Origin of the sequence: Burkholderia sp. D-99, assembly GCF_011605345.1 — a bacterium.
GTDB lineage: Bacteria > Pseudomonadota > Gammaproteobacteria > Burkholderiales > Burkholderiaceae > Burkholderia.
In genome coordinates this window covers 552,650-573,991 of the sequence record NZ_JAAOXM010000004.1, presented here as the reverse complement: position 1 = coordinate 573,991, position 21,342 = coordinate 552,650, and the positions used below count along the sequence as shown (strand labels likewise).

General features: G+C 64.2%; 17 protein-coding genes. 9 read left to right on the top strand and 8 right to left on the bottom strand.

The genetic code is table 11. From position 1 onward, the window contains the following. Positions 1-105: 105 nt before the first annotated feature. A complete protein-coding gene (locus tag HAV18_RS19745) occupies positions 106-1,434 on the top strand; it encodes an MFS transporter (protein WP_166958754.1) in 1,329 nt (442 codons plus the stop codon). 82 nt (positions 1,435-1,516) lie between these two features. Continuing rightward, complete coding sequence (locus HAV18_RS19740; protein WP_166958752.1) at positions 1,517-2,500, top strand: succinylglutamate desuccinylase/aspartoacylase family protein; 984 nt, start codon at positions 1,517-1,519, stop codon at positions 2,498-2,500. Positions 2,501-2,798: 298 nt separating this feature from the next. Here the strand turns inward: HAV18_RS19740 and HAV18_RS19735 are convergent, their stop codons facing one another. Together HAV18_RS19735 and HAV18_RS19730 are read right to left on the bottom strand one after the other, a co-directional pair. Beyond that, positions 2,799-3,227 carry a VOC family protein gene (locus tag HAV18_RS19735; RefSeq protein WP_166958750.1) on the bottom strand — a complete coding sequence of 143 codons (429 nt, stop codon included), beginning with the start codon at positions 3,225-3,227 and terminating at the stop codon, positions 2,799-2,801. A gap of 697 nt (positions 3,228-3,924) precedes the next feature. Next, complete coding sequence (locus HAV18_RS19730) at positions 3,925-4,197, bottom strand: hypothetical protein (RefSeq protein ID WP_166958748.1); 273 nt, start codon at positions 4,195-4,197, stop codon at positions 3,925-3,927. Positions 4,198-4,971: 774 nt separating this feature from the next. On the opposite strand from HAV18_RS19730, the gene HAV18_RS19725 reads away from it, so the two are divergent. From HAV18_RS19725 to HAV18_RS19695, 7 genes are all read left to right on the top strand, one after another. Next, positions 4,972-5,979, top strand: a complete 1,008-nt coding sequence (locus tag HAV18_RS19725) for a DMT family transporter (RefSeq protein WP_166958746.1) — start codon at positions 4,972-4,974, stop codon at positions 5,977-5,979. 203 nt (positions 5,980-6,182) lie between these two features. Next, complete coding sequence (locus tag HAV18_RS19720) at positions 6,183-6,755, top strand: plasmid fertility inhibition factor family protein (protein WP_166958744.1); 573 nt, start codon at positions 6,183-6,185, stop codon at positions 6,753-6,755. A 265-nt stretch (positions 6,756-7,020) separates the two neighbouring features. Further along, positions 7,021-8,370: a reverse transcriptase family protein gene (locus HAV18_RS19715; protein ID WP_166958742.1), complete on the top strand. Its 1,350-nt coding sequence runs from the start codon at positions 7,021-7,023 to the stop codon at positions 8,368-8,370. Between the two features lie 348 nt (positions 8,371-8,718). Continuing rightward, positions 8,719-9,048, top strand: coding sequence for an H-NS family nucleoid-associated regulatory protein (locus HAV18_RS19710; protein ID WP_166958740.1), 330 nt, complete (start codon positions 8,719-8,721; stop codon positions 9,046-9,048). A 297-nt stretch (positions 9,049-9,345) separates the two neighbouring features. Then, on the top strand, positions 9,346-10,593 hold the full coding sequence (locus HAV18_RS19705) for an MFS transporter (RefSeq protein ID WP_166958738.1): 1,248 nt from the start codon (positions 9,346-9,348) through the stop codon (positions 10,591-10,593). A 44-nt stretch (positions 10,594-10,637) separates the two neighbouring features. After that, positions 10,638-11,189, top strand: coding sequence for a DNA-binding protein (locus HAV18_RS19700; protein ID WP_243771706.1), 552 nt, complete (start codon positions 10,638-10,640; stop codon positions 11,187-11,189). 468 nt (positions 11,190-11,657) lie between these two features. After that, positions 11,658-13,049, top strand: a complete 1,392-nt coding sequence (locus tag HAV18_RS19695; protein ID WP_166958734.1) for a hypothetical protein — start codon at positions 11,658-11,660, stop codon at positions 13,047-13,049. 242 nt (positions 13,050-13,291) lie between these two features. On the opposite strand, the gene HAV18_RS19690 is transcribed toward HAV18_RS19695, so the two are convergent. The 6 genes from HAV18_RS19690 to HAV18_RS19665 form a co-directional block, all read right to left on the bottom strand. Beyond that, positions 13,292-14,401: a polyamine ABC transporter substrate-binding protein gene (locus tag HAV18_RS19690; protein WP_166958732.1), complete on the bottom strand. Its 1,110-nt coding sequence runs from the start codon at positions 14,399-14,401 to the stop codon at positions 13,292-13,294. Between the two features lie 242 nt (positions 14,402-14,643). Beyond that, on the bottom strand, positions 14,644-14,865 hold the full coding sequence (locus tag HAV18_RS19685) for a hypothetical protein (protein ID WP_166958730.1): 222 nt from the start codon (positions 14,863-14,865) through the stop codon (positions 14,644-14,646). A gap of 393 nt (positions 14,866-15,258) precedes the next feature. Next, positions 15,259-16,665, bottom strand: coding sequence for a DHA2 family efflux MFS transporter permease subunit (locus tag HAV18_RS19680; protein ID WP_166958728.1), 1,407 nt, complete (start codon positions 16,663-16,665; stop codon positions 15,259-15,261). A gap of 75 nt (positions 16,666-16,740) precedes the next feature. Continuing rightward, on the bottom strand, positions 16,741-17,607 hold the full coding sequence (locus tag HAV18_RS19675; RefSeq protein ID WP_166958726.1) for an alpha/beta fold hydrolase: 867 nt from the start codon (positions 17,605-17,607) through the stop codon (positions 16,741-16,743). Between the two features lie 19 nt (positions 17,608-17,626). Beyond that, a complete protein-coding gene (locus HAV18_RS19670; RefSeq protein ID WP_166958846.1) occupies positions 17,627-20,374 on the bottom strand; it encodes a non-ribosomal peptide synthetase in 2,748 nt (915 codons plus the stop codon). Between the two features lie 329 nt (positions 20,375-20,703). Beyond that, positions 20,704-21,342 carry a shikimate kinase gene (locus HAV18_RS19665; protein WP_166958724.1) on the bottom strand — a complete coding sequence of 213 codons (639 nt, stop codon included), beginning with the start codon at positions 21,340-21,342 and terminating at the stop codon, positions 20,704-20,706.

Here is a 21,342-nt window from a genome sequence, read left to right as displayed (position 1 = left end):
CCGCGTTGCCTACACTCCGCGCTTGACTGGCCCGAACGGCCGCCGGCACAGCCGCGCGCCGTCTTTCAAAATCCTGACGGCCAGCATTACCGGAGGAGCACAGGGATGACCCGCAATACGCACGCCGCGACGCCGGCCCCGCACAACCCGTGGCGCGAGATCTGCGCCGCGAGCATCGGCAACGCGCTGGAGTTCTACGATCTGCTGATCTACGGCTATTTCGCGATCGTCATCGGCCAGCTGTTCTTTCCCACGCACGACGCGGCGACCTCGCTGCTGCTGTCGGTGGGCACATTCGGCATTTCGTTCGTCACGCGTCCGCTCGGCTCGATCGTGCTCGGCAGCTATGCGGACCGCGCGGGCCGCAAGGCATCGCTGACGATGTCGATCGCGCTGATGATGCTCGGCACCGCGATGATCGCGTTCGCGCCGACGTATGCGCAGATCGGCATCGCGTCGCCGCTGCTGATCATCGTCGCGCGGATGCTGCAGGGTTTCTCGACGGGCGGAGAATTCGGCGCGGCGACCGCGTTCATGGTCGAGCAGGCCGATGCGAAGCGCCGCGGCTTCTTCGCGAGCTGGCAGATGTCGACGCAGGGGCTCGCGACGGTGCTCGCGGCCGGCGTGTCGGCGCTGCTGAGCCTGCTGCTGACCGCCGACCAGCTTCATGCGTGGGGCTGGCGCGTCGCGTTTTCGGTCGGGTTGCTGATCGGCCCGGTCGGGCTCTACATTCGCCGCAACATCGACGAACCGGCCGATTTCCGCCGGCTCGGCGAGCAAGGGCGCGCGAAGTCGCCGCTGCGCGAGGTGTTCGGGCGCGATCGCGCGAACATGCTGCTCGGCGCGGGTGTCGTCGCGACGGCCACGGCCTTCAACTACGTGCACAAGCTGTACATGCCGACGTACGCGGTCAAGCAACTGCATATCCCGGCCACGTCGTCGTATCTCGGCGCGGTCGTCACGGGCGCGATGCTGATGGTCGCGGCGCCGGTCGTCGGGCATCTGTCGGATCGCTTCGGCCGCATCCGCGTGATGCTGATCGCGCTGATCCTGGTCGGCGTGACGACGTGGCCGCTGTTCGTCGTGCTGAACCGCTATCCGACGGTCGAGACGCTGCTCGCGGTCCAGGCGCTGGTCGGCCTGTTGATCGCCGTGAGCCTCGCACCGCTGCCGGCGCTGCTCGCCGACATCTTCCCGACGAGCACGCGCGGCACGGGCCTCGCGCTGTCGTACAACTTCTCGGTGACGCTGTTCGGCGGCTTCGCGCCGCTGATCGTGACCTGGCTGATCGACGCGACGCACAACAAGCTGGCGCCGAGTTTCTACGTGATGGCGACGGCCGTGCTCGGGATCACGTCGGTGATTTCGCTCGGCCGCCGGATGCGCGGCGCGGCGGCTGCCGCCACGCCGTCGACGCGCGTGACCGAGGCGTGACGCGCGGGCCGCGAACCCGATTCCGGCGCAACCGGCACACGCCGGCTGCGCCTTTCCAGAACCCCTGTTGAGCCTTTCCGACATGACCACGCTTGAAGCCATCCGCGCCGCATTGCCGGCCTATCCGATCGAAGTGGCCTTCCCCGACATCACGCGCTGGCGCGCGGGCAATACGGGCATCGACTATCTGCATACGTTCGACAGCGGCCGGCCCGGCAAGCACGTGATGATCCTCGCGCTGACGCACGGCAACGAAGTCAGCGGCGCGATCGCGGTGGACGCGTTGCTGGCCGCAGGCCTGCACCCGGTTGCGGGCCGGCTGTCGCTGGGCTTCGGCAACGTCGGCGCATACGAGCACTTCAGCGCGGAGAACGCCGACGCGACGCGCTATCTCGACGAGGACATGAATCGCGTGTGGACGCCGGCCGCGCTCGACGGCACGCGCGACAGCCGCGAGATCGCGCGTGCGCGCGCGATGCGTCCGCTGCTCGATACGGTCGACCTGCTGCTCGACATTCATTCGATGCACGAAGCGTCCGCGCCGCTGATGATGACCGGGCCGCTCGAGAAGGCGATCGCGCTGGCGGCCGCCATCGGCACGCCGGAGCACGTGATCATCGATCGCGGCCATGCGAACGGCACGCGGCTGCGTGACTACGGCGGCTTCGGCGATCCGGCGAGCGCGAAGAATGCGCTGCTGATCGAGACGGGCCAGCACTTCGCCGCGAGCGCGCGCGATGTCGCGCTCGACAGCGCGGCGCGCTTCCTGCTGCATGCGGGCGTGGTTGCGCGCGACGACGTCGCGGCCTTCCTCGCGCAGCCTGCACCGGTGCGGCAGAAGTTCGTCGAGATCACGGAGCCGGTCGTCGCGCGTTCGATGGATTTCCGGTTCTCGCAACCGTTCACGGGGCTCGAGGTGATCGAGCAGGCCGGCACCGAGATTGCCCGCGACGGCGACGACGTGATCGTCACGCCGTATGACAACTGCGTGATCGTGCAACCGTCGATGCGGCATCTCGGCGTGAACGTCACGATGATGCGGCTGGGGCGATTGCTGGAGCGTTGACGTTGCCTGCGGCGGACCGCCGGGATACGCCCCGCGCGGTCTCGCTCAGCCGGGGTGTCGTGTGCTACACCGCATCCGATTCACGCACCCGTGAGCGGGGCGCAGACAAATCGCCGCTACGGCGTTTGCGCCCGCATGGATTGTCCGGGCGCAGGGCTATCGCCGGCTCGACCGGCGCCGCAAGTCTGTTTTCGATCCGATTCGGCCAACCGCACTTCCGCACAGGAGCCCTGTATCCGGTGCAGGATCGTCCAAAGCTTGTACGAACAGCCAGGCCACCCGCGTATCAATCGGATTGCTACGCGTGTCGCTTGGGGTTCCACGCTTTGTGTACGAACTCAAGACGGTTGCCGTCGATGTCGGCGACGTTGGCTGCGTAGTAACCGGGGGCGAAGTAGGTACGATCCGCCGGTTTTCCCTCGTCAATACCGCCGGCCTTGATTGCAGCTGCGTAGGCAGCGTCGACCAGTTCATTCGTATCGCAGACGATCCCGAGGTAAAGCCCGGTTTCGCCGGGCTTGCGTTTGCGTAGCCAGATGCTCGATCCAACCCCCTCTCCCTTGCCATACACGTCGTCACCGATGCCGTAAAGATCAGGGACGCTCTCCGGGCCCGAAGCGGAGTCGTAGTTGCCGAATAGTCTCCAGCCGAGCGGCTTCAGGGCTTCGGAGTAGAAGATCAGTGACTTTTCGATGTCGGTGACTGAGATATAAACGTGGTCGATCATTGGGGCGCCTTCGACGTGGATGGGTACTGTCTGCGCATAACGATATTCGACAGCCGCGTGTCCATCCTGTTGCCGCGCATGTGGGGCAACAGGATGAGTGCATCAAAGCAGAGCACGCAGAGGTTGTCGGCAAACTAGCCGGCTCGATCGAGCGTCAGCTCGTGGCTGAGGATTCAACCTGTCGATGAAGCAGGAAAGCCTGATGCTACGACCGCGCATACGCTTTCACAAGCTGCGCACGCAATCACGCGCGAGCCCGGCGCAACGAACCGGGCGTCGGTCTCGACCGGCTACGCCAACTACCGATTCCACTGCACGTCCAGCACATGCGACGGAGCTCGAGGCGATCGCAAAGGCCGGCACCGAGATCGCGTGACAGTGACGACGCGATCGTCACACCGATCGTCACACCATATGGCAACTGCATGATCGTGCAGCCGTCGATGCGGCATTTCGGTGCGAACCTCACGACGATGCGCCGGGCGCGACACATACCGGACAGCGCTTGACTCGAAACGGCAAGCAACCTGGCTTCACTGATACCGGGAAGGGCGTGGCAGAGGGGCGATCAGCCAGCGGGCATGAAGGTGTCATGTTGCGCAATGTCGGCACCACAGCCCGCCGTGGCGCTGGATTCAGAATGTCAATCCAGCTCCAGGCTCCACGTATTGATAATCGTCGAGCGCTTCAAGGTCGATTAACGAATGGCAAAGCGGGTCGCCGGCGAGCCATTCGCGCAATTGTTTCCATAGATAAACAGATTCCTGTTTTCTGAATATACCTGGTAAATAATTGAATAAACTTCCTTGGCGCTGAACGAATAGACGCCGTCGTTGATGGTCACCAGCAGGTTGCCGGTGGGGTCGGTTTCGATCTTGTCGATCTTGCCGGCCTTGCAAAGCGCCTGTGCGGACGCGCACGTGGAGGCGAGCATCAGTGCTGAAAACAGCACGGTTGCAATCTTCTTCATGACTTTCCTTTGGAAATGAATGAAATGATGCGATATGACGACGTCGGTCACGTCCGCAAAGACAAGTCTGTCTTTACGGATTGCTGATTCGCAAGTGTCTGGAAATCAACGGTGGCCTGGTACGGTGAAACTATGCGACAAAACACGAATACGATGATTCGTGCTGCGCCTCCGTTATCTCGTTGATTATGGCTTGCGGTGTTGCGGCGCACAACACAGACTATTTATTTGAATTTGAGAGCGCCAATCGAATTAATTTATCGTTAATCGAATTCGATAATTTTTTGTTTGAATGCTATTTCATTGAATTCTGCGTGTTGTTGTTTTTGTTTTTGATTGTTTCGATATTTAAATAATCGGCGACGAATATTGAATCGATGGATGAGGGTGGTGCGGGCGCGGCAGACGAAGCGCATGGGTGTTCGCGGGGCTCGAGCGTGTGAGAGCGGGATGAATCCCTGGCCGGGAAACCGGACGGGGTCTTGCCTGAATTACGAACGCGTTGTTCGTCCGGTGCGCGAGCTGCGCAGCGCGCATCTGTCCATGTTCATCCCGTTGTCGGCGCCGGCCGGGCCGACTCGACTCGTGCCTGAATGGAAAGACGCTACACTGCGCGGGTTCCCGAGCACATCGGGAGCGTCAGGACACCGTGCACACGTGTCAGGAACCGGCCACGCATGTCATCGAGTCTCGTCGTGGCGGCCGTGTGCTTTCTCGCGTCGCACGCCGCCTCCTTCATTGCCGGAGCGGACTGTCTGGTCGATGGAGGCCACGTTGCGAAATGAACCGGTCGATCACGTGTTCGGGCCTGCACGGTCCGGCGTGACGAGCTTCCTTGCGGCACCCGCCGGTCGCTTCGTGACCGCGCTGACAGCGACTTGCCTGTGGGGCAGCGCGTTTCCGGTCGTGAAGGTCGGATACGGGATGCTGGGCATTCGACGCGACGACACATTCCCGCAGATCGAATTTGCAGGCTATCGCTTCGTCCTGGCGGCGCTGCTGCTGTTCGCGCTGATGGCCGTCGCGCGCGTCCCGCGGCCGCCGTTGAACCGGGCAACGGCCGTCGCGGTGGTGCGAGTGGGTGTCGTACAGACGTTCCTGCAGTACGTTTTCTTCTACGCGGGGATTGCGCTCAGCAGCGGCATGGAAGGCGCGATCATCGCCGGCACGCTCACGTTCTTTCAACTGGGCCTCGCGCACGTCATGCATGCCGACGACCGCATGACCGCGACCAAGGTCGCTGCCGCCGTCCTGGGATTTGCCGGCATCGTGTTCTACCACGTGATGGCCAATGGCTACGCATTCACGATCGGAAGCGGCGAGGGCCTGATGTTGTCGGCGATGTTTTTTGCCGCTTTGGGCAACATGCTGAGCAAGCAGGCGGCCCCGGCGATCCTGCCCGTCCTGCCGCTCACGGCGATGCAGATGTTGCTCGGCGGCCTTGCCCTGATCGCGGTCGGCGGCGCGAAAGCCGGCGTGGCGCCATTCGACTTCTCGCCCGGGTCGGTACTCGTGCTTGCGTATCTGGCTTTCGTATCCGCCGCCAGCTTCCTGTTGTGGAACAGCCTGATGTCCTACAACAAGGCGGGCGCCGTATCGATATACCTGTTCCTCGTACCGATCTTCGGCGTCCTGTTGTCGTCGGCGCTGTTGGGGGAACCGTTGCGGTGGTACGTGGTGCCGGCGCTCGTGCTGGTCGTGATCGGCATCGCGCTGACGCACGCAGGCACGGCCGGCCGCGCAATCGTGCCGAGCGGCGCGGGGCAGCGCGATCGATCGTGACACGGCACCCGGTCTTCCGTCTGGGCTGCGATGCGCAGGTCGGGCGCGCTCATCTTGACGCGCACCGAAAAACGCTACACTGCGCGGGTTCCCGAACACACCGGGAGTGTCAGGACACCGGGCACACGCATTGCCGACACGCGACGACGTATTGGCCCGCATCCTGACTCATTCGAACAAATCACGAGAGAAACAGAGGGCCCATGCTGACACGTCTTCGTATCGGACTCGATCGCGCGCGCGACCTGCGTGAAGCAGGACGACCGTCTCCCATCCAGCCGCGGCCGCAGGCGTGCGAACTGGTCGACCTGAGCGCGCAGCGCGCGATGTGGCGTGTTGCCGTTCCGGGCCAGGCCGACTGCTACATGGCGGCGATGCCCGCCGAAACGGAGCGCTACGTCGTGCACCTCGACGCTCAGACGTTCTACGGCCTGTGGCTCGGCACGAGCCCGAGATTTCCGCAACTGAACTCGCAGGACTGCGTGCCGCGCCGCATCATGCCGCTCGACAGCAAGTACGCGTCGGCTGCCGCCGCGTTCCGGGCCGGCCGCCTCGAACCGGTGGCGCTGCCGCCGGTCGGCTACTGGCTTGAGGGAAGCGGGTATGAAGTCGCGATGAGCAACGGCATGACGCGCACCTTCTGGCTGCTCGCGAACCGCGTGCGGTCGTTTCCGGTCAGCGTCGACAACGCGACCTGGGCCACGATGCTGAACAACATGGCCGGCGTCGGCGTCGCGCCGATCGCGTACCGCGAACTGTTTTACCGGCACGCGTAGGTCGTTCGTCGCGATCCGGCGCGCTCCGGCGGAGGCGGATCGCCACCGGGTTTGACACGCCGCGTTCGCGGCCATTAAAGTCGCATCGCGGGCCGGTGGGTCAAGCACACGCCCGGAACAGGCAACCGATGTTCCAGGACTACGGGGCTACCCCGTGGGTCAGATCGACATCCCGATGCGTCGCAAGGAGCGCCGTTGCGCGTTGCGCAACGTGACTCCTCGCAGTACCCGTCACGTTGGCTCATCGTCCCGCCCATCTTTCTCCATGTCTTCATCCCTGCGCGATACCACCCGCACGATTGCCGAGGCCATGCTGGCCGGTGCGCCTGAACGCGCCGGCGTGCTGTCCCGGATGGCAACCGTGCTCGGCGGCGCACCACTGTGGACGCACGAAGTCGCGGATGCCGCGCTCGCACGCTTCGGCGCGCGCTGGGTCGACGTCGACATCGATGCGCTTGCGGCGGACCTCGCCGATGCGCCGGCTTTCGTGCTCGCGTGGTATGGCAGCGATCGGCCGGCCGCGATCCGCGTCGTGCGGCGGCCGCCAGTCCAGCAGCCGTTGCCGGCGCTGCTGGCCGGCTGTGATGTGCCGCAATGGGCGACGCCCGGCGATCTGGCCGACTGGCTCGGCGTGCGCGTGCCGGAGCTCGACTGGCTGTCCGACCACTGGCGCGTCGACGCGCGCAGCAGCGCCACGCCGCTGCATCACTACACGTACGTGGCGCACGACAAGCGCAGCGGCGGGTGCCGCCTGGTCGAGATCCCGAAGGGCCGGCTGCGCGAAGCGCAGCGCCGCATCCTGCACGGGCTGCTCGATCGCATCGCGCCGCACGGTGCGGTACACGGCTTTCGCAAGGGGCACGGGATCGTGTCGTTCGCGGCGCCGCATGCGGATCGTGATGTCGTCGTGCGTTTCGATCTCGCGGATTTCTTCGTATCGATCCGCGCCGCGCGCGTTCACGCGCTGTTCGTCACGCTCGGGTACCCGGCCGAAGTCGCGCGCACGCTCACCAGGCTGTGCACCAATCGCGTACCGTCCGCGCGGCTGCTCGCGCCGGACCTGCGCGACCGGTTCGACTGGATCGGCCGCCAGCGCTATCGAGAACGCCATCTGCCGCAGGGGGCGCCGACGTCGCCGGCGCTGGCGAACCTGTGCGCGTTCCGGTTCGACATGCGGCTCGCCGGGCTCGCGCGTTCGCTCGGTGCGACCTACACGCGCTATGCCGACGATCTCGCATTTTCCGGCGGCGGCGCGCTGGCGCGCGACGTCGAGCGGCTGGAGGTCCGGGTCGCCGCGATCGCGTTGGAGGAGGGCTTTGCGCTGCAATTGCGCAAGACGCGCGTGATGCGGCGCGGCATGCGCCAGCAACTGGCCGGTGTGGTCGTCAATCGTCATCCGAACCTGGCGCGCGATGAGTTCGATCTCCTGAAAGCCATCCTGACCAACTGCATCCGGAGCGGGCCGGCGTCGCAGAATCGCGATGCAAATCCGGACTTCCGTGCGCATCTCGCCGGGCGTGTCGCGCATGCGGCCGCGCTGAACGCGGCGCGCGGCGCGAAGCTGCGCGCGCTGTTCGACCGGATCGCGTGGGAAGCCCGCGACGTCGGCCGGTAAACTACCGATAAGCGGCCGAAAAGCGGCCGGGTTCGTATCAACGCCGTCCCGCGGCTTATGCATCACGACGCCGCGCACTGCTATCATTCGCGCCATGCCGCGCCTGTGCCAGGTGCGGCGCTTACTTGCCGCAGCCGTTCACCGTGCCTTCGTACGCGGCGGGCTGCGCGATGCCGGCCCGGTCCTGTCTGTCATTGATTGACGCGCGACGTCGTTTAGTGCGTATTGCGCAAGCCATGCCGGCTCTGGCAAACGATTCACACATTTGAGAGCACCCATCGGCGGAACTTCGTGGTAGGTTCCGCCATCGGAGCTTTTTGCGAAAACATGCCCAAAGAGGATGAATACATGACCCAGGCCCTGCAGGAACTCGAAGCACAACTTCGGGACCTGAACATCAAGCTGTCGGATGCGAAGCAGAAGGAGAAGCAGGCCGCGCTCGCGGCATTCAAGGAACAGGTCGAGCTTTTGGGAATTACGCAGCAGGAAGTGCTGAGCGCGCTTGGCTACATCGTCCAGCGAAAACGCAAGGCACCTGCCAAGTACTACGATCCGACGACCGGCCGCTCATGGTCGGGCCGCGGCCCGCGGCCGAAATGGCTCGAAGGCAGGGATCTCGATACGCTTGCTGTCGACCGCGAGGCCAAGACCTGGTGGCCCGGAGACGACCAGGGCTGAAGCCGGCCGGGACGCCGGGCCACCCGGCGCCGCCCGGTTCGCGCAAGCGGGCTGGCCGGCAACATGCACCCACCACGCCGTTTTTCATCCGGTGTCCGGCCTGACCGCGACATCGCACGCTTCGCCGCCGACACTGGCTCGCTGTTGTTCCTTCCCGTTCGTTGCCCGCAGGTTTGCGCGATGCCGTCCCGCAAGCGGGTGCCGACGCGCGCGGAGCCTCGCCACCGGCCGGCCTGCCGGCCCTTCGCTCGCCGGCACAGGCCTTAGAATGTCGCCGGACAATCGTGGCGGGACACCATGGCAGCAAACATGAAATCTTCGACGCTCGGCGGCCCGTCGGCCCCGCGCGTGGAGCAGGTCGGCGCGTACGCATGGAAAGCGCTGGCCGGATCGGCGATCGGTTATGCGATGGACGGCTTCGACCTGCTGATCCTCGGCTTCATGCTGCCGGCGATCACGGCGGCGCTGCATCTGACCTCCGGGCAGGGCGGCGCGCTGGTCACCTGGACGCTGATCGGCGCCGTCGCGGGCGGCATCCTGTTCGGTGCACTGAGCGACCGCTACGGGCGCGTGCGCGTGCTGACCTGGACGATCCTGCTGTTCGCGATCTTCACCGGGCTGTGCGCGTTCGCGCAGGGTTTCCGGGATCTGCTGGTCTACCGCACCATCGCGGGCATCGGGCTGGGCGGCGAGTTCGGGATCGGCATGGCGCTCGCGGCGGAAGCGTGGCCGGCGAGCAAGCGCGCACGCGTGTCGTGCTACGTCGCGCTCGGCTGGCAGGCCGGCGTGCTGCTGGCCGCCCTGCTGACACCGTTCCTGCTGCTGCACATCGGCTGGCGCGGGATGTTCCTGGTCGGCGTGCTGCCCGCGCTGCTCGCCTGGGCGATGCGCAACAAGCTGCACGAGCCGGAAGCGTTTGTGCAGCGCGCGGCGCAGCCGAAGCCCAACGCGTTCCGCCTGCTCGTCGCGGACGGCCGCACCGCGCGTACGAGCCTCGGCATCGTGATCCTGTGTTCGGTCCAGAACTTCGGCTACTACGGGATCATGATCTGGCTGCCGACCTTCCTGTCGAAACAGATGGGCTTCTCGCTGACGAAGTCGGGGTTGTGGACGGCGGCGACGGTCGTCGGGATGATGATCGGCGTCTGGGTGTTCGGGCAACTGGCCGACCGCATCGGGCGCAAGCCGACGTTCCTGCTGTACCAGCTCGGCGCGGTGGCGACGGTCATCGCGTACGCGCAGCTGTCGGACCCCACGGCGATGCTGTGGGCCGGTGCGCTGATGGGCATGTTCGTCAACGGGATGGTCGGTGGCTACGGGACGCTGATGTCGGAAGGCTATCCGACGGCCGCGCGCGCAACCGCGCAGAACGTGCTGTGGAATATCGGCCGCGCGGTCGGCGGTTTCGGCCCGGTCGCGGTCGGCGCACTGGCCGCGCACTACTCGTTCCAGACGGCCATCGCGATGCTCGCCGGCCTCTACGTGCTCGACATGGTCGCGACGCTGTTCCTGATTCCCGAGCTCAAGGGCGTCGAGCTCGAATGAGCGCGGCGATCGCGCGCAATCCAACGACTTCACCGGAAACCACGATGCAGCAGAACAACAAGACGATCGGCGTGATGGGCTCGGGCAAGGAGCCGTGGCTCGCGTTTTCGGAGCCGCTCGGCGCATGGCTCGCGCAGGCCGGTTTCAACCTGCTGACGGGCGGCGGGCAGGGCGTGATGCTGGCGGTCGCGCGTGCGTTCGCCGGCGTGCCCGGGCGGGCCGGGCGATCGATCGGCATCCTGCCGACACAGGCCGATCCGCTTGCGGGCTTCGTGCCGCTCGACGGTTATCCGCATCCGTTCGTCGACATCCCGATCCTCACGCCGCTGCCGCGCCGCGAGCCGGATGCGGAGCCGCACACGATCAACCGCAACTACGTGAACGTGCTGAGCAGCGACCTGATCGTCGCGCTGCCGGGCGGGCACGGCACGGCCGAAGAAATTGCGCTCGCGCAGCGCTGGCGCAAGCCGCTCGTCTGTTTCGGGCCGGACGGCGCGTTTGCGTCGCTGGCGCCGGACGCCACGTGCACGTCGTCGCTCGATGACGTGATCCGGTTCGTGGACGATGCGTTTGCGGCGGCGCACGCGAAGCGATAGTTCATGCAATCGGCCTCGGTGGAGATCGGACGCTCTCGTGTCGCGGCCGGTCGTCCCGCATGTCGAGTGCACGCTCCCGGTCGAATGGCAGTCATGCTTCATGGTCGAGCCGCGTGCAGAGGCATCGCTGATGGGATCGCGCCACATATGGCCCAGACGCCACGGAGTGCGCCGGTCGACGTGTTGGTAGATGCGGTTCACGTCGTGATGGTGTTCGCGGCGGTGGCATGCAACACGGTGCAGGGGCGTGCGGCTCTGGCGGGAGTTCCCGCTTGCCCGGCGAGGCGCTGATCGGCAAACCAGTCCGTCACGGCGTGATTGCCGGTGAAATAAAACAAAGAGCCTGATTTTTTAGAATATATAAAAGAGATCTGTCGATTGTTGTATTTGGCATATCGCACCTAGAATGATTCTGGTTAAGGCCGGGATTTTCGATGGGCCGATCGTGTTGATTCGACGGATTGAAAAATGAATGAGATTGTTTATATCGTAGCGGAGCGGTCGGGGTATCTTCTCGGTAAATATTTTGGCTGGCTGATATATCCCTATCTCGTGATATTGAAAGGCGGCGCCTGGAACATTCAGCAAAGTTTTGAAGGGCTCGGACTTGTCTCGTCGAATTTTGTCGAGCAGGATGCGCAAGGGCAGATCGTTTCGAGCTATTGGTCGCCAGGCGAAGCGATGCTGCCGATTCTGGCCGTGCTCTGGATACTCTTGCTGGTGTTGGCGTTCCTCTACATCACGACGGGATATGTGCTCGCCCGGAAGACGGGGGCCCTGGTTGCATTGTCAATTCTTTTGCTGCCGGGGTTGCTGGTGTTGCAGGGCTGGTGGCCCTTGATTTCGTTTGCGCCCGATTCGTTCGTCATCGGCGGGAGCGGTGTGCTGGGCAGCGGCTGGGGCATGCTGACGCTGGTAGGTTTGGGGCTGGTCGCGGGATGGTGCGGCGTGCTTGTGCTCATCGACCTCCTGCCGATCGGCGACGGTTTCGGGCATGTCTACGATCATGTTTGGTACGCGGCCGCGTTGCTCGCGGGCATTTTTTTCGTGTTCGATTCGCAAGCGAACCGGCATGTCCAGTCGCTGCAGGAGCGTTCGCGCGATACGCAGAGAGCGAGCGCCTATCTGCTGAAGCAGGCGGAACGGTATGAATCGTGGTGCGCGCAGAACAGGCAGGGGGAGAGCCTGTCATGCCGCTGGGCGTCGAGCGTGCAGCAAACGCTGCTCGATTACTCGGCGGAAGATCCGGCTGTCTTTGTCGTGACGGGGCCGCATGCTGCCGCGGATATGTACCAGATTAACGGGCAACGCCTGACACCGGAGCAAATCACGTCGTTGCGAAACGAAATTGCGACTTACAACGAGGACATGTGTCCTGTCACGCGGATCGACGGTCGGGTCAGCCTGATGCCGCCGTCCTCGTCGCGGTGCCTGAGAACCCCGATACAGTTCTGCGCGTCGTTTCCCGAACGGCTCGACGGGCGAGACGTCAGGCACGATGCGTTTAATCCGGCATCGCTTGCAAGCGAATGTGTCGTCTCGACACTCGTCGCGTTTCGCGACCGACAAGAGCAACTGCTGACGCTGGTCAAGGACGATCGTCGGTCGAAGCACTATCGATGGATCTACTACGTGCTGTTTTCCATTGTCGTCGGCGGGAAAATCGCGCTTGCGACGGCCAAGGCGGCAGGCTTGAACAAGCGCACGCCGACCGAAAGGCGGAGAAGTCTGCATTGGGTTCGTCGTCTCTGGCAGATTTCATGGAGAGGATTGCAGATCATCTGGTGGGTGATCGCAGGGAGCGTGTCGATCTGCATGGCATTGCTGCGATTCGCGATGCCCCGGAGCGGAAAGCGATAAGTCGAGACCAGCTGGCCGACTCGCCCGTCGCGGCGGGCGGGCGGCAACCATATCGACAATAGCCTTACGCTAAGGGGCGCGCGGCCGTTCTTCATGAAGTCGATGATCGGCCGAGGGCTCGTCGGCCAGATCCGGCAGGCGGTCGACGCTCTGTCGGAGCGGCTCGACTATTACGTTGCCGATCGGGACACTGCCTGCGGCGCGAGCCGCCGCAGGCACGGTTCAGTCCCGCGTCGCGCCGCTCAACGCCCCGTCTTCAACTGCGCCCACAGCCGGTTCTGCAGCCGGCGAATCTCGGGCGGCATCGGCTTGAGCAGCGTCATCTTGCTCAACACCTCGTCGGCCGGATATACCGACGGATCGCGCGCGATGGCAGGCTTCACGTACTGGCGCGCGGCCTTGTTCGCTGTCGGATAGAACACCGCGTTGGTGATGCCGGCGTTGACCTTCGGATCCTGCAGGTAGTTGATCCACTTCAGCGCGGCGTCGCGGTTCGGCGCGTCCTTCGGGATCACCATCATGTCGAACCACAGCAGCCCGCCTTCCTTCGGATTCGCGAAGCGGATCTCGTACGGGCGCTTCGCTTCGGCGGCGCGGCGGTGCGCGATGCCGACGTCGCCCGAGTAGCCGAGCGACACGCACAGGTCGTTGTTCGCGAGATCGTTGATGTAGCCCGACGAGTTGAACTGCGTGATGTACGGGCGCACCTTCTTGAGCACCTCGTACGCCGCGCGGTAGTCGGCCGGGTTCGTGCTGTTCGGATCCTTGCCCATGTACTGCAGCGTGGCCGCGAACACGTCGACGGCCTGGTCGAGGAACGACACGCCGCAACTCTTCAGCTTCGCCATGTTGGCCGGATCGAACACCAGCGCCCAGCTGTCGACCGGTGCCTTGTCGCCGAGTGCTTTCTTCACGGCCTGGGCGTTGTAGCCGATGCCGTCGGTGCCGTAGGCCCAGGGCACGCCGTACTGGTTGCCGGGGTCGGCGTCGGCGACCATCTTCATCAGCAGCGGATCGAGGTTCGACAGGTTCGGCAGCTTCGACTTGTCGAGCGGCTGGTAGACGCTCGCCTGAATCTGCTTGGCCATGTAGTTCGACGTCGGCACGACGATGTCGTAGCCGGAATTCCCCGACAGCAGTTTCGCCTGCAGCGTGTCGTCGCTGTCGTAGTTGTCGTAGCGGACATGGAGGCCCGTCTGCTTCTGGAAGTTCGGGATCGTGTCCGGTGCGATGTAGTCGGACCAGTTGTAGATGTTCAGTTCACCGGCCGCATGGGCGGTCGTGCCGGCGGACGCGGCGGCCGACAGGATGGCGGCGGTTGCAATGGCACGGTGAAGCGTGTGGATTCGCATGACGAAGTCTTCCATTTTCGGTGCGCGTGTCGATCCGCGATGCGCGGGTCGGGGCGCGATGGTTCATCGGATGAAGCGGGCGTGCGTGATCGCCGCTCGCGGTGAGCGAGCGCGATACGCAACGATGAGGAGTCCGTTCGATTGCGAGAGGGATCGCGCGGAAACGAAGCGCGAGCCGAACCCGTCACCGGTCTGGCGACACGGCGATCAGGTCGAACGGATAGAGGGAAAGGGGCGGCGCGCTAAGGCAGCAGCGATGCCACGTCGTCGGTATGGATCGCGACGTAGGCACGCGCGGCGACGGCGTTGTGGCGGCGAACGGAACGACAGGACAGGATGGTGTAGATCGACAGATGCAGGCGAGGGCTTTGCCAGCCGTCACTGTCGTCGGAGGACGCGATCGCGGCGCGCAGGTTTCGCGCGTCGCCTCGTCTCCACCGCACCAGCGGGCCACGGAATCTCACGATTACTCTCGACCGGGTTGTTGAAAGTATTGAGCGCCTGACGATTTGCCAGCGACTGCCGTTTCAGACCGCGGTCATCGTGATGGCCGCGAGGCGGCATCGGTTTCGTGACGCGAATTGAAAGCCTGGCGGACGACTGGATCGCCGAAACATGACGCTTCCGTGAATCATCAGATAAATCGCTGTAAGGATGTCTCCGGATTTTCCCTAGGCATTCGCTGGGCGATGAACGCGTTTGGCGTGACGGCGATGATGTCGACATACAAAAAGACGCCGTACCGGGTGGAAGGGTGCGGAGATGAACGGCCTTGGATTCAGTCGGATCTCGCCGGATTTTGCGGGGGAGCAGTTCAGGCAACTGCTGCCCCCGAGGCGAGACGTGGTGCAGTGTCCTCAGATTTTTGCGTCGGCCGGATCCTGGGTGACCGCGACGCGGGCCGGTTGCCACGCGGACGCGACGACGGCGGCAAGCGAGAGGATGGCTGCAATGGCCATCGCGTAGACGAACCCGAGCGTGAATTCCCTGGCGGAACCGAGGCTGCCGGCGCTGGAGAATCCGACGACTGCGATGGCGATCCCGGACGCGCCTCCGAGAATCCGGAACATGTTGAATATCCCCGACGCCTTGCCGATTTCCTTGACCGTCACCGCACCCAGTACCGCCTTCTGCGCGGCGGGGCCTGCCATCGAAACGCCGGCGCCGGCCAGCACCAGCGGCACGATCAGGTGCGTATAGGGAACGTCGGGGCTGGCTTCCCACGCGATCCACGCGAAGCCAAGCGCCTGCAGTAACAACCCGACGAGCATCAGCGGGCGCTCGCCGATCTTGTCGACAATGTTGCCTGCCACGGGAGCGACGACGAAGAGCGTCGCCGTCCACGGCAACAGACGCAGCCCCGCGCCGAAAGGCCCTTCGCCCTGGGCGAACTGGAAGAATTGCGGCAGGAAGAACACGACGCCGTACATGCCCGCATAGAACAGGAAGCTTGCGCCGATACCGGAAGAAAACGCTCGTGAGCGAAAGAAGCGCAACGGCACCATTGGTTGGGCCGTGCGAGATTCCTGGTAGATGAATCCGACCGCCAGTACGAACCCTGCGGCGAGCGCGGTGACAACTTCAGTACTTGACCAACCGACGGCGCTTCCACGTGTCAGGCCCCAGACCAGCCCAAGCGCCGCGCCCATGACCAGCAGCGCACCCGGGGCATCAATCGCGACGTTGGGGCCGAAACTCTCGGGGATGTGGCGCTGCACGAGCGGGATGAGGGCCAGTCCGATCGGTACGTTGAGCCAGAAGATCCACTGCCAGGCGGCGTTTCCGGCAATGGCACCGCCGAGCACCGGGCCGATAATGAGCGCAAGACCCATGATGCCGCTGAACAGGCCAAGTGCCTTGCCGCGATGCTCGGGCGGATACGCCGCGCTCAGCAGTGCGAGCGCCAGTGGCGTGATCAGCGCTGCCCCCGCGCCCTGTACGATGCGGGCCACGATCAGCCATTGCGCGCTTCGCGACAACGCGCAGGCTGCCGAGGCCAGGACGAACAGCAACAGTCCGAGGACGAAAATGCGCCGCCGCCCGAAGCGGTCGCCGAGTGCCGCGCCGCTGAGCAGCAGCGCGGCGATACTCAGGTTGTAGGCGTTCATCGTCCATTGGAGCGCGCCGATCGATGCATGGAGGTCTGCACGGATGGCGTTCGACGCGGTCGCAACGACCATCGAATCGAGCATGGCCATCAATGCGGCGATGGATGTCAGCGTGAGGACCCATTTCTGGGTACGCTTTTCGTCGGGTGCATTCATGATTGGGTTATCCATTGGTTCAAAAGGCCCTGGGGGTCGTGCAACACGTACGTAACGTGCATGACGTGCGGGTATTCAAGCGGGTGCCCGTACCGGAGATGTCGGCCAGGCGTCGATGTCGCGGTGAAAGGCAAGGAACGCTTCGTTGAACCGTTCAGGTGTGAGAACCGGTGCCGCGTGCATGCCGTCACGCAGGACAACGAGACGTGCGTCGGGAATCAAGCGGCCGGCGGTTTGCGCGACGACCCGATAGAACGTGCGGGTCAGCTCACCCCTTGCAATGGCCACCGGCACCCTGATCTGGCCGAGCTCGATATCGGTGATGGGGAGCGGCGGCGGCGAGCGGAACAGCAGAGGGATGGTCCGGGCGTTGTCAAGGAATGCAGAACGTGTCGCCGGGGCCAGCGTATCGAACAGGCCGGTACGTCCATTCGCGTGGTCGAACACCTGGCGCAGCGCGTCACGAAGGTCGCCGCGCCCTTGTGCTGCCACGGCGGGCGTCACCATGTCGGCACGGTCGTCGGCGAGGATGCGGATGTCGTCGGGATCGGTGACGAAGGTCACGCTGCCCGGTTCATAGGCAAAGAGACTGCGTACGCAATCCGGGTGCCTCACGGCGAGCGCCAGCGCCAGCGCCGCGCCGTACGACCATCCGACCACGTGCACCGGCGCCACGTCCAGGCGATGGACGAAGGCGGCAAGGTCGTCGACGTGCGTCGCGAACGAAAAGCGGTCGCCTTCGTCCTGCCACGGCCGGGTGCCGAAGTAGCGCTGTGAAGGCGCAATGTAGCGATAACCGGCGGGAATCGTCTGCTGCTGGGCGTCCCATACGCGGTGATCCGAAATGTAGCCGTGCACGAATAGAATCGTGTTGCCCGCACCCTGATCCACATAGTCAAGGTCGACGTCGTTGACGCTCAACTGCCGGACGGTCGTTGTCATGTCTGTCTCCGGTGCGGCGTTACAGGCCGTTCAGCGCGAGGTCGATTTCCGCGCGCAGCGTCGCCTGGAACGCCGTCACGTGCCGCGGATCGAGGATCGTGTGATGCTCGCCGGTCACCTCGATGTAGCGGTTTGGCGCCCGCGTAAATTCGTCCCAGCGCCGGAGTTCCCGATCCAGGTAATCCTGCTTGGCGCCCCACAGTGGGTCCGCATAAAACACCGTGGCCGATTCGATCGTGCCCGACGGCACGTACGCATGACCCATGTCGGATAGCGCCAGGGCAAGCTTCGACCACGCGGTGAAGCCCGGCAGGTCGAGCCCGAGCTCGGCGAGGCGATCCCGTGGCGCGATGCCGTACAGATATTCATGGATATCCTGACGATCTTCGATCGCGCGCAGTTGCGCCGGCAACGTCTCCATCTGCTCGGTGTCGATCAGCGACAGGAAGAAGGCGAGCATGACGGCGCTCTCGACGGCATCGACCTTGCCGCGAGGGTGCCGGATGAGCGGGGGCGCATCGATGCTGCCGACAAAGGCCACGCGTTCTCCCTGCGACTCGAGCAGCCTGGCGACAGGCAAGGTCACGGCGCCGCCGTACGAGTAGCCTGCTATCGCGTAAGGGCCATGGGGCTGACGCGCGCGAATCGCGTCGACATAGGTTTTGACCAGCTCGTCGAACGACCCGAAGTAGGGCTCGCCGGGATTGAAGCCGCGAGCGCGAAGCGCGTAGAACGGACGGTCGTTGACGAAATAGTTCGCCAGGTTGACGAACACGAGGACTTCGCCGACACCAGGGTGAATGCAGAACAGCGGCGTCTTGGTGCCGGTGGTCTGCAGCGGAACGATCGGGTCATAGGTGGCGTTCGTTGCGCGTGCTGGATCGAGACGTGCGGCCAGCCGGCGGGCGCTGGGATTCTGCAGGATCATGGACAACGAGATCTTCAGCGTCCCGTCGAAGCGGCGGTCGATCGCCTGCTGGAGCTTGAGGATGTCGAGCGACGTCCCGCCGAGGTCGAAAAAGCTCGCCGTTGCACTCACCGAGGTGCGCTCGAGCGAAAACAGGTTGGCGAAAATCTCGACCAGCGCCGTCTCGGTCGCGCCCTCCGGCGCCACGTATCCGCCCGTTTGCCGGCTTGTCACCTCCGCCATGTGCGCAATCTCGGTGGCGAATTCACCCGCCTCCAGGCGCTTGCGCAGTGTGGCCCGCTGGACCTTCCCGAGACTGGTCTTGGGAAACGCGTGCTTGGGCAGCGGCAGAATCAGCGTCGGCCGGAAGCCCCACTGGAGGATCGTGGTGTTGCGCACGGCAATACATAGCTGATGAAGCCGCGCCTCGTCGTCCGCCGGGATCGACGTGGCGAACGCGACGACCAGCTGCTCGGTATCGACACCTTTCGGACGGGTCGGAAAAGCCGCGACAAACGAGCGTTCGATGCCGTCGAGCTGTTCGACGGTCGTTTCAAGCTCGTGGCTGAAGTAGTTCGCGCCGCTGACGATGATGCTGTCCTTGCTGCGGCCGACCAGATGAAGTTTTCCGTGCTCGACACGCCCGAGATCCCCGGTGCGAAACCATCCGTCCAGGGTGAAGGCTGCGCGCGTCGCTTCTTCGTTCCGGTAGTACTGGCTGAAGACCATCGCGCCGCGCAATTGCAGCTCTCCGGGCTCGCCATCTGGAACGGCTACGCCTTCTTCGTCCGCGATGCGCATCTGCAGCCCCGCGATCGGCGTACCCAGGCCGGCAAATTCGCGCGACGTGTCCGCCGCCGGAAACTCGCGCGAATATATCGACCCGGCGCAGGTTTCGCTCATGCCGAAGGCCGGCCACAGCGCGTGCGGCGACAGCCCGAACGGCGCCAGCAGCTCGAGGAATCGCCGGCCGGTGTCGACAACGGTCGCTTCGCCGCCGGATACGATGTGCCGCAGGCTGGACAGGTCGACGGAACTCGATTGCAGTGCGCCCGGGCTGGCAGATCGGAGTGCCGCATTGATCTGTCCAAACAGGAAATTGGGCGCGAAGGTCATCGATACGCGGTAGCAACTGACCAGATCGAGGAATACCAGCGGGTTGGCGATGATCGTGCCCGAATCCACGTGCACCTGCTGGGCGCCAACATAGAGCGGCAACAGGTGTGCCTCGAGCAGCGCGGCGACGTGTTCGAACGAGATCCAGTTGAGGGTGACGTCCGACGCGCTCAGCCGCTGGCGCTCGTTCTTGCCGGCCATCGACGCAAGCAGGTTGCCGTGGGTGAGTACCACCGCCTTCGAATTGCCGGTCGAGCCGGATGTCAGCACGAATACGGCGGGGTCGTCGGGGAATGCCTCATGCGCGGGCGCGTGGTTGAATCCCTGCAGCGTGTGGCGCAAGGTGTCGAGCGTCACGACCAGCGAATCGTCCGGCAGGTAGCCTTCAAGCGCCTCGGTCGTGATCAGCAGCGGATCGTCCAGCAACGTGCAGACATGCTCGATCGTCCGTTCCCAGCGAGCCGGATCATTGCGGATCGGGGCGAGCGGGCATGGAATCTGGCCGCCCAGGAGGCATGCCCAGAACGCGGGGATGAAATCTCGCGCGTCATCGAGCACGAGCACGATCTTGTCGCCGGGCCGGCGCCCGAGAAGGCGCAGCGCGGAGGCGATGTTCCGTGCCTCGTTGAGCAACGCGGCGTACGTGACGAACAAGTCCTCCTCGCCGGGAACACTGGCGATGAACCGTAACCCCGAGCTGGGGTATCGGTGTGCAGCCCGCCACAACAGGTCGACAACGCTCATTGATTGGGGACGATACGCACGGGACTTCTCGAGAACGGGAGATTCCGGAATCAGGGTTGACACGGTGTAGCCCTCCAAACAATGTATCGGGGTTCGATATTTGTTAATAATTAAGGAATACGTATCGTTTCTTGCAAACCTATCCAAAAAATGATTGGGCTTACGCGATCAAAGGCTCAATGGGTCGAACCTTGCCGCGTGAGCCGATATCCGCATGTTTCATGTGCTCGAAGCGTGAATCTGGATCGGGCGGGCGTTGCCCGGTCCGGTCTCTTCAGCCCGACGCGCATGAAATCATTGCTGCGATGGCGTGTGCGACCGCGCGCAGATCATGACGGACCTGCATGGGTTACGGCGTCGCGACCGGTTTCGCGATTCAAATGGCTCGGGCTCAAATGACCGAGAATGTCTGCGACGACTTCGGCCACGGTTTTTCCATCCGTGTCGACCTGCACGTGCGCACATTGCCGGTAGAGCGGGGCGCGCTGTGCACTCAGTTCGAGCAATGCCTGCAGCCGGTCGCCGTGACGCAACAACGGGCGTTGCGAGTCGTCCGACATCCTGCGCAAGAGTTCCTCGGGTTCCGCCCTTAGCCAGACGACTCGCGTCCGACTGGTCAACACAAGACGTGTGTGTGTATCCAGGATGGCTCCGCCACCCGTGGCAATAACAGCCCGTGGCCACCGCGTGAGTTCGTCGACGACACCGGCCTCCATCGCACGGAACGCAGCTTCCCCGTCGTGCGCGAACAACTCCGCCACGGTCCAGTTTGTCCTGGCCTCGACAACGCGGTCAGAGTCCACATACGGAAACTTCAGCATTGCCGCTAGCTGCCGTCCGACAGCCGTTTTTCCCACACCCATCATGCCAATGAGCGCGATGCGTGCCGGATCGTCCCCCGTTCGGCTGTCGGTGGATGACGGATCGGAGTGTGCGTGCACGGATGCGCTTGCCGGGATCGAGTTCAC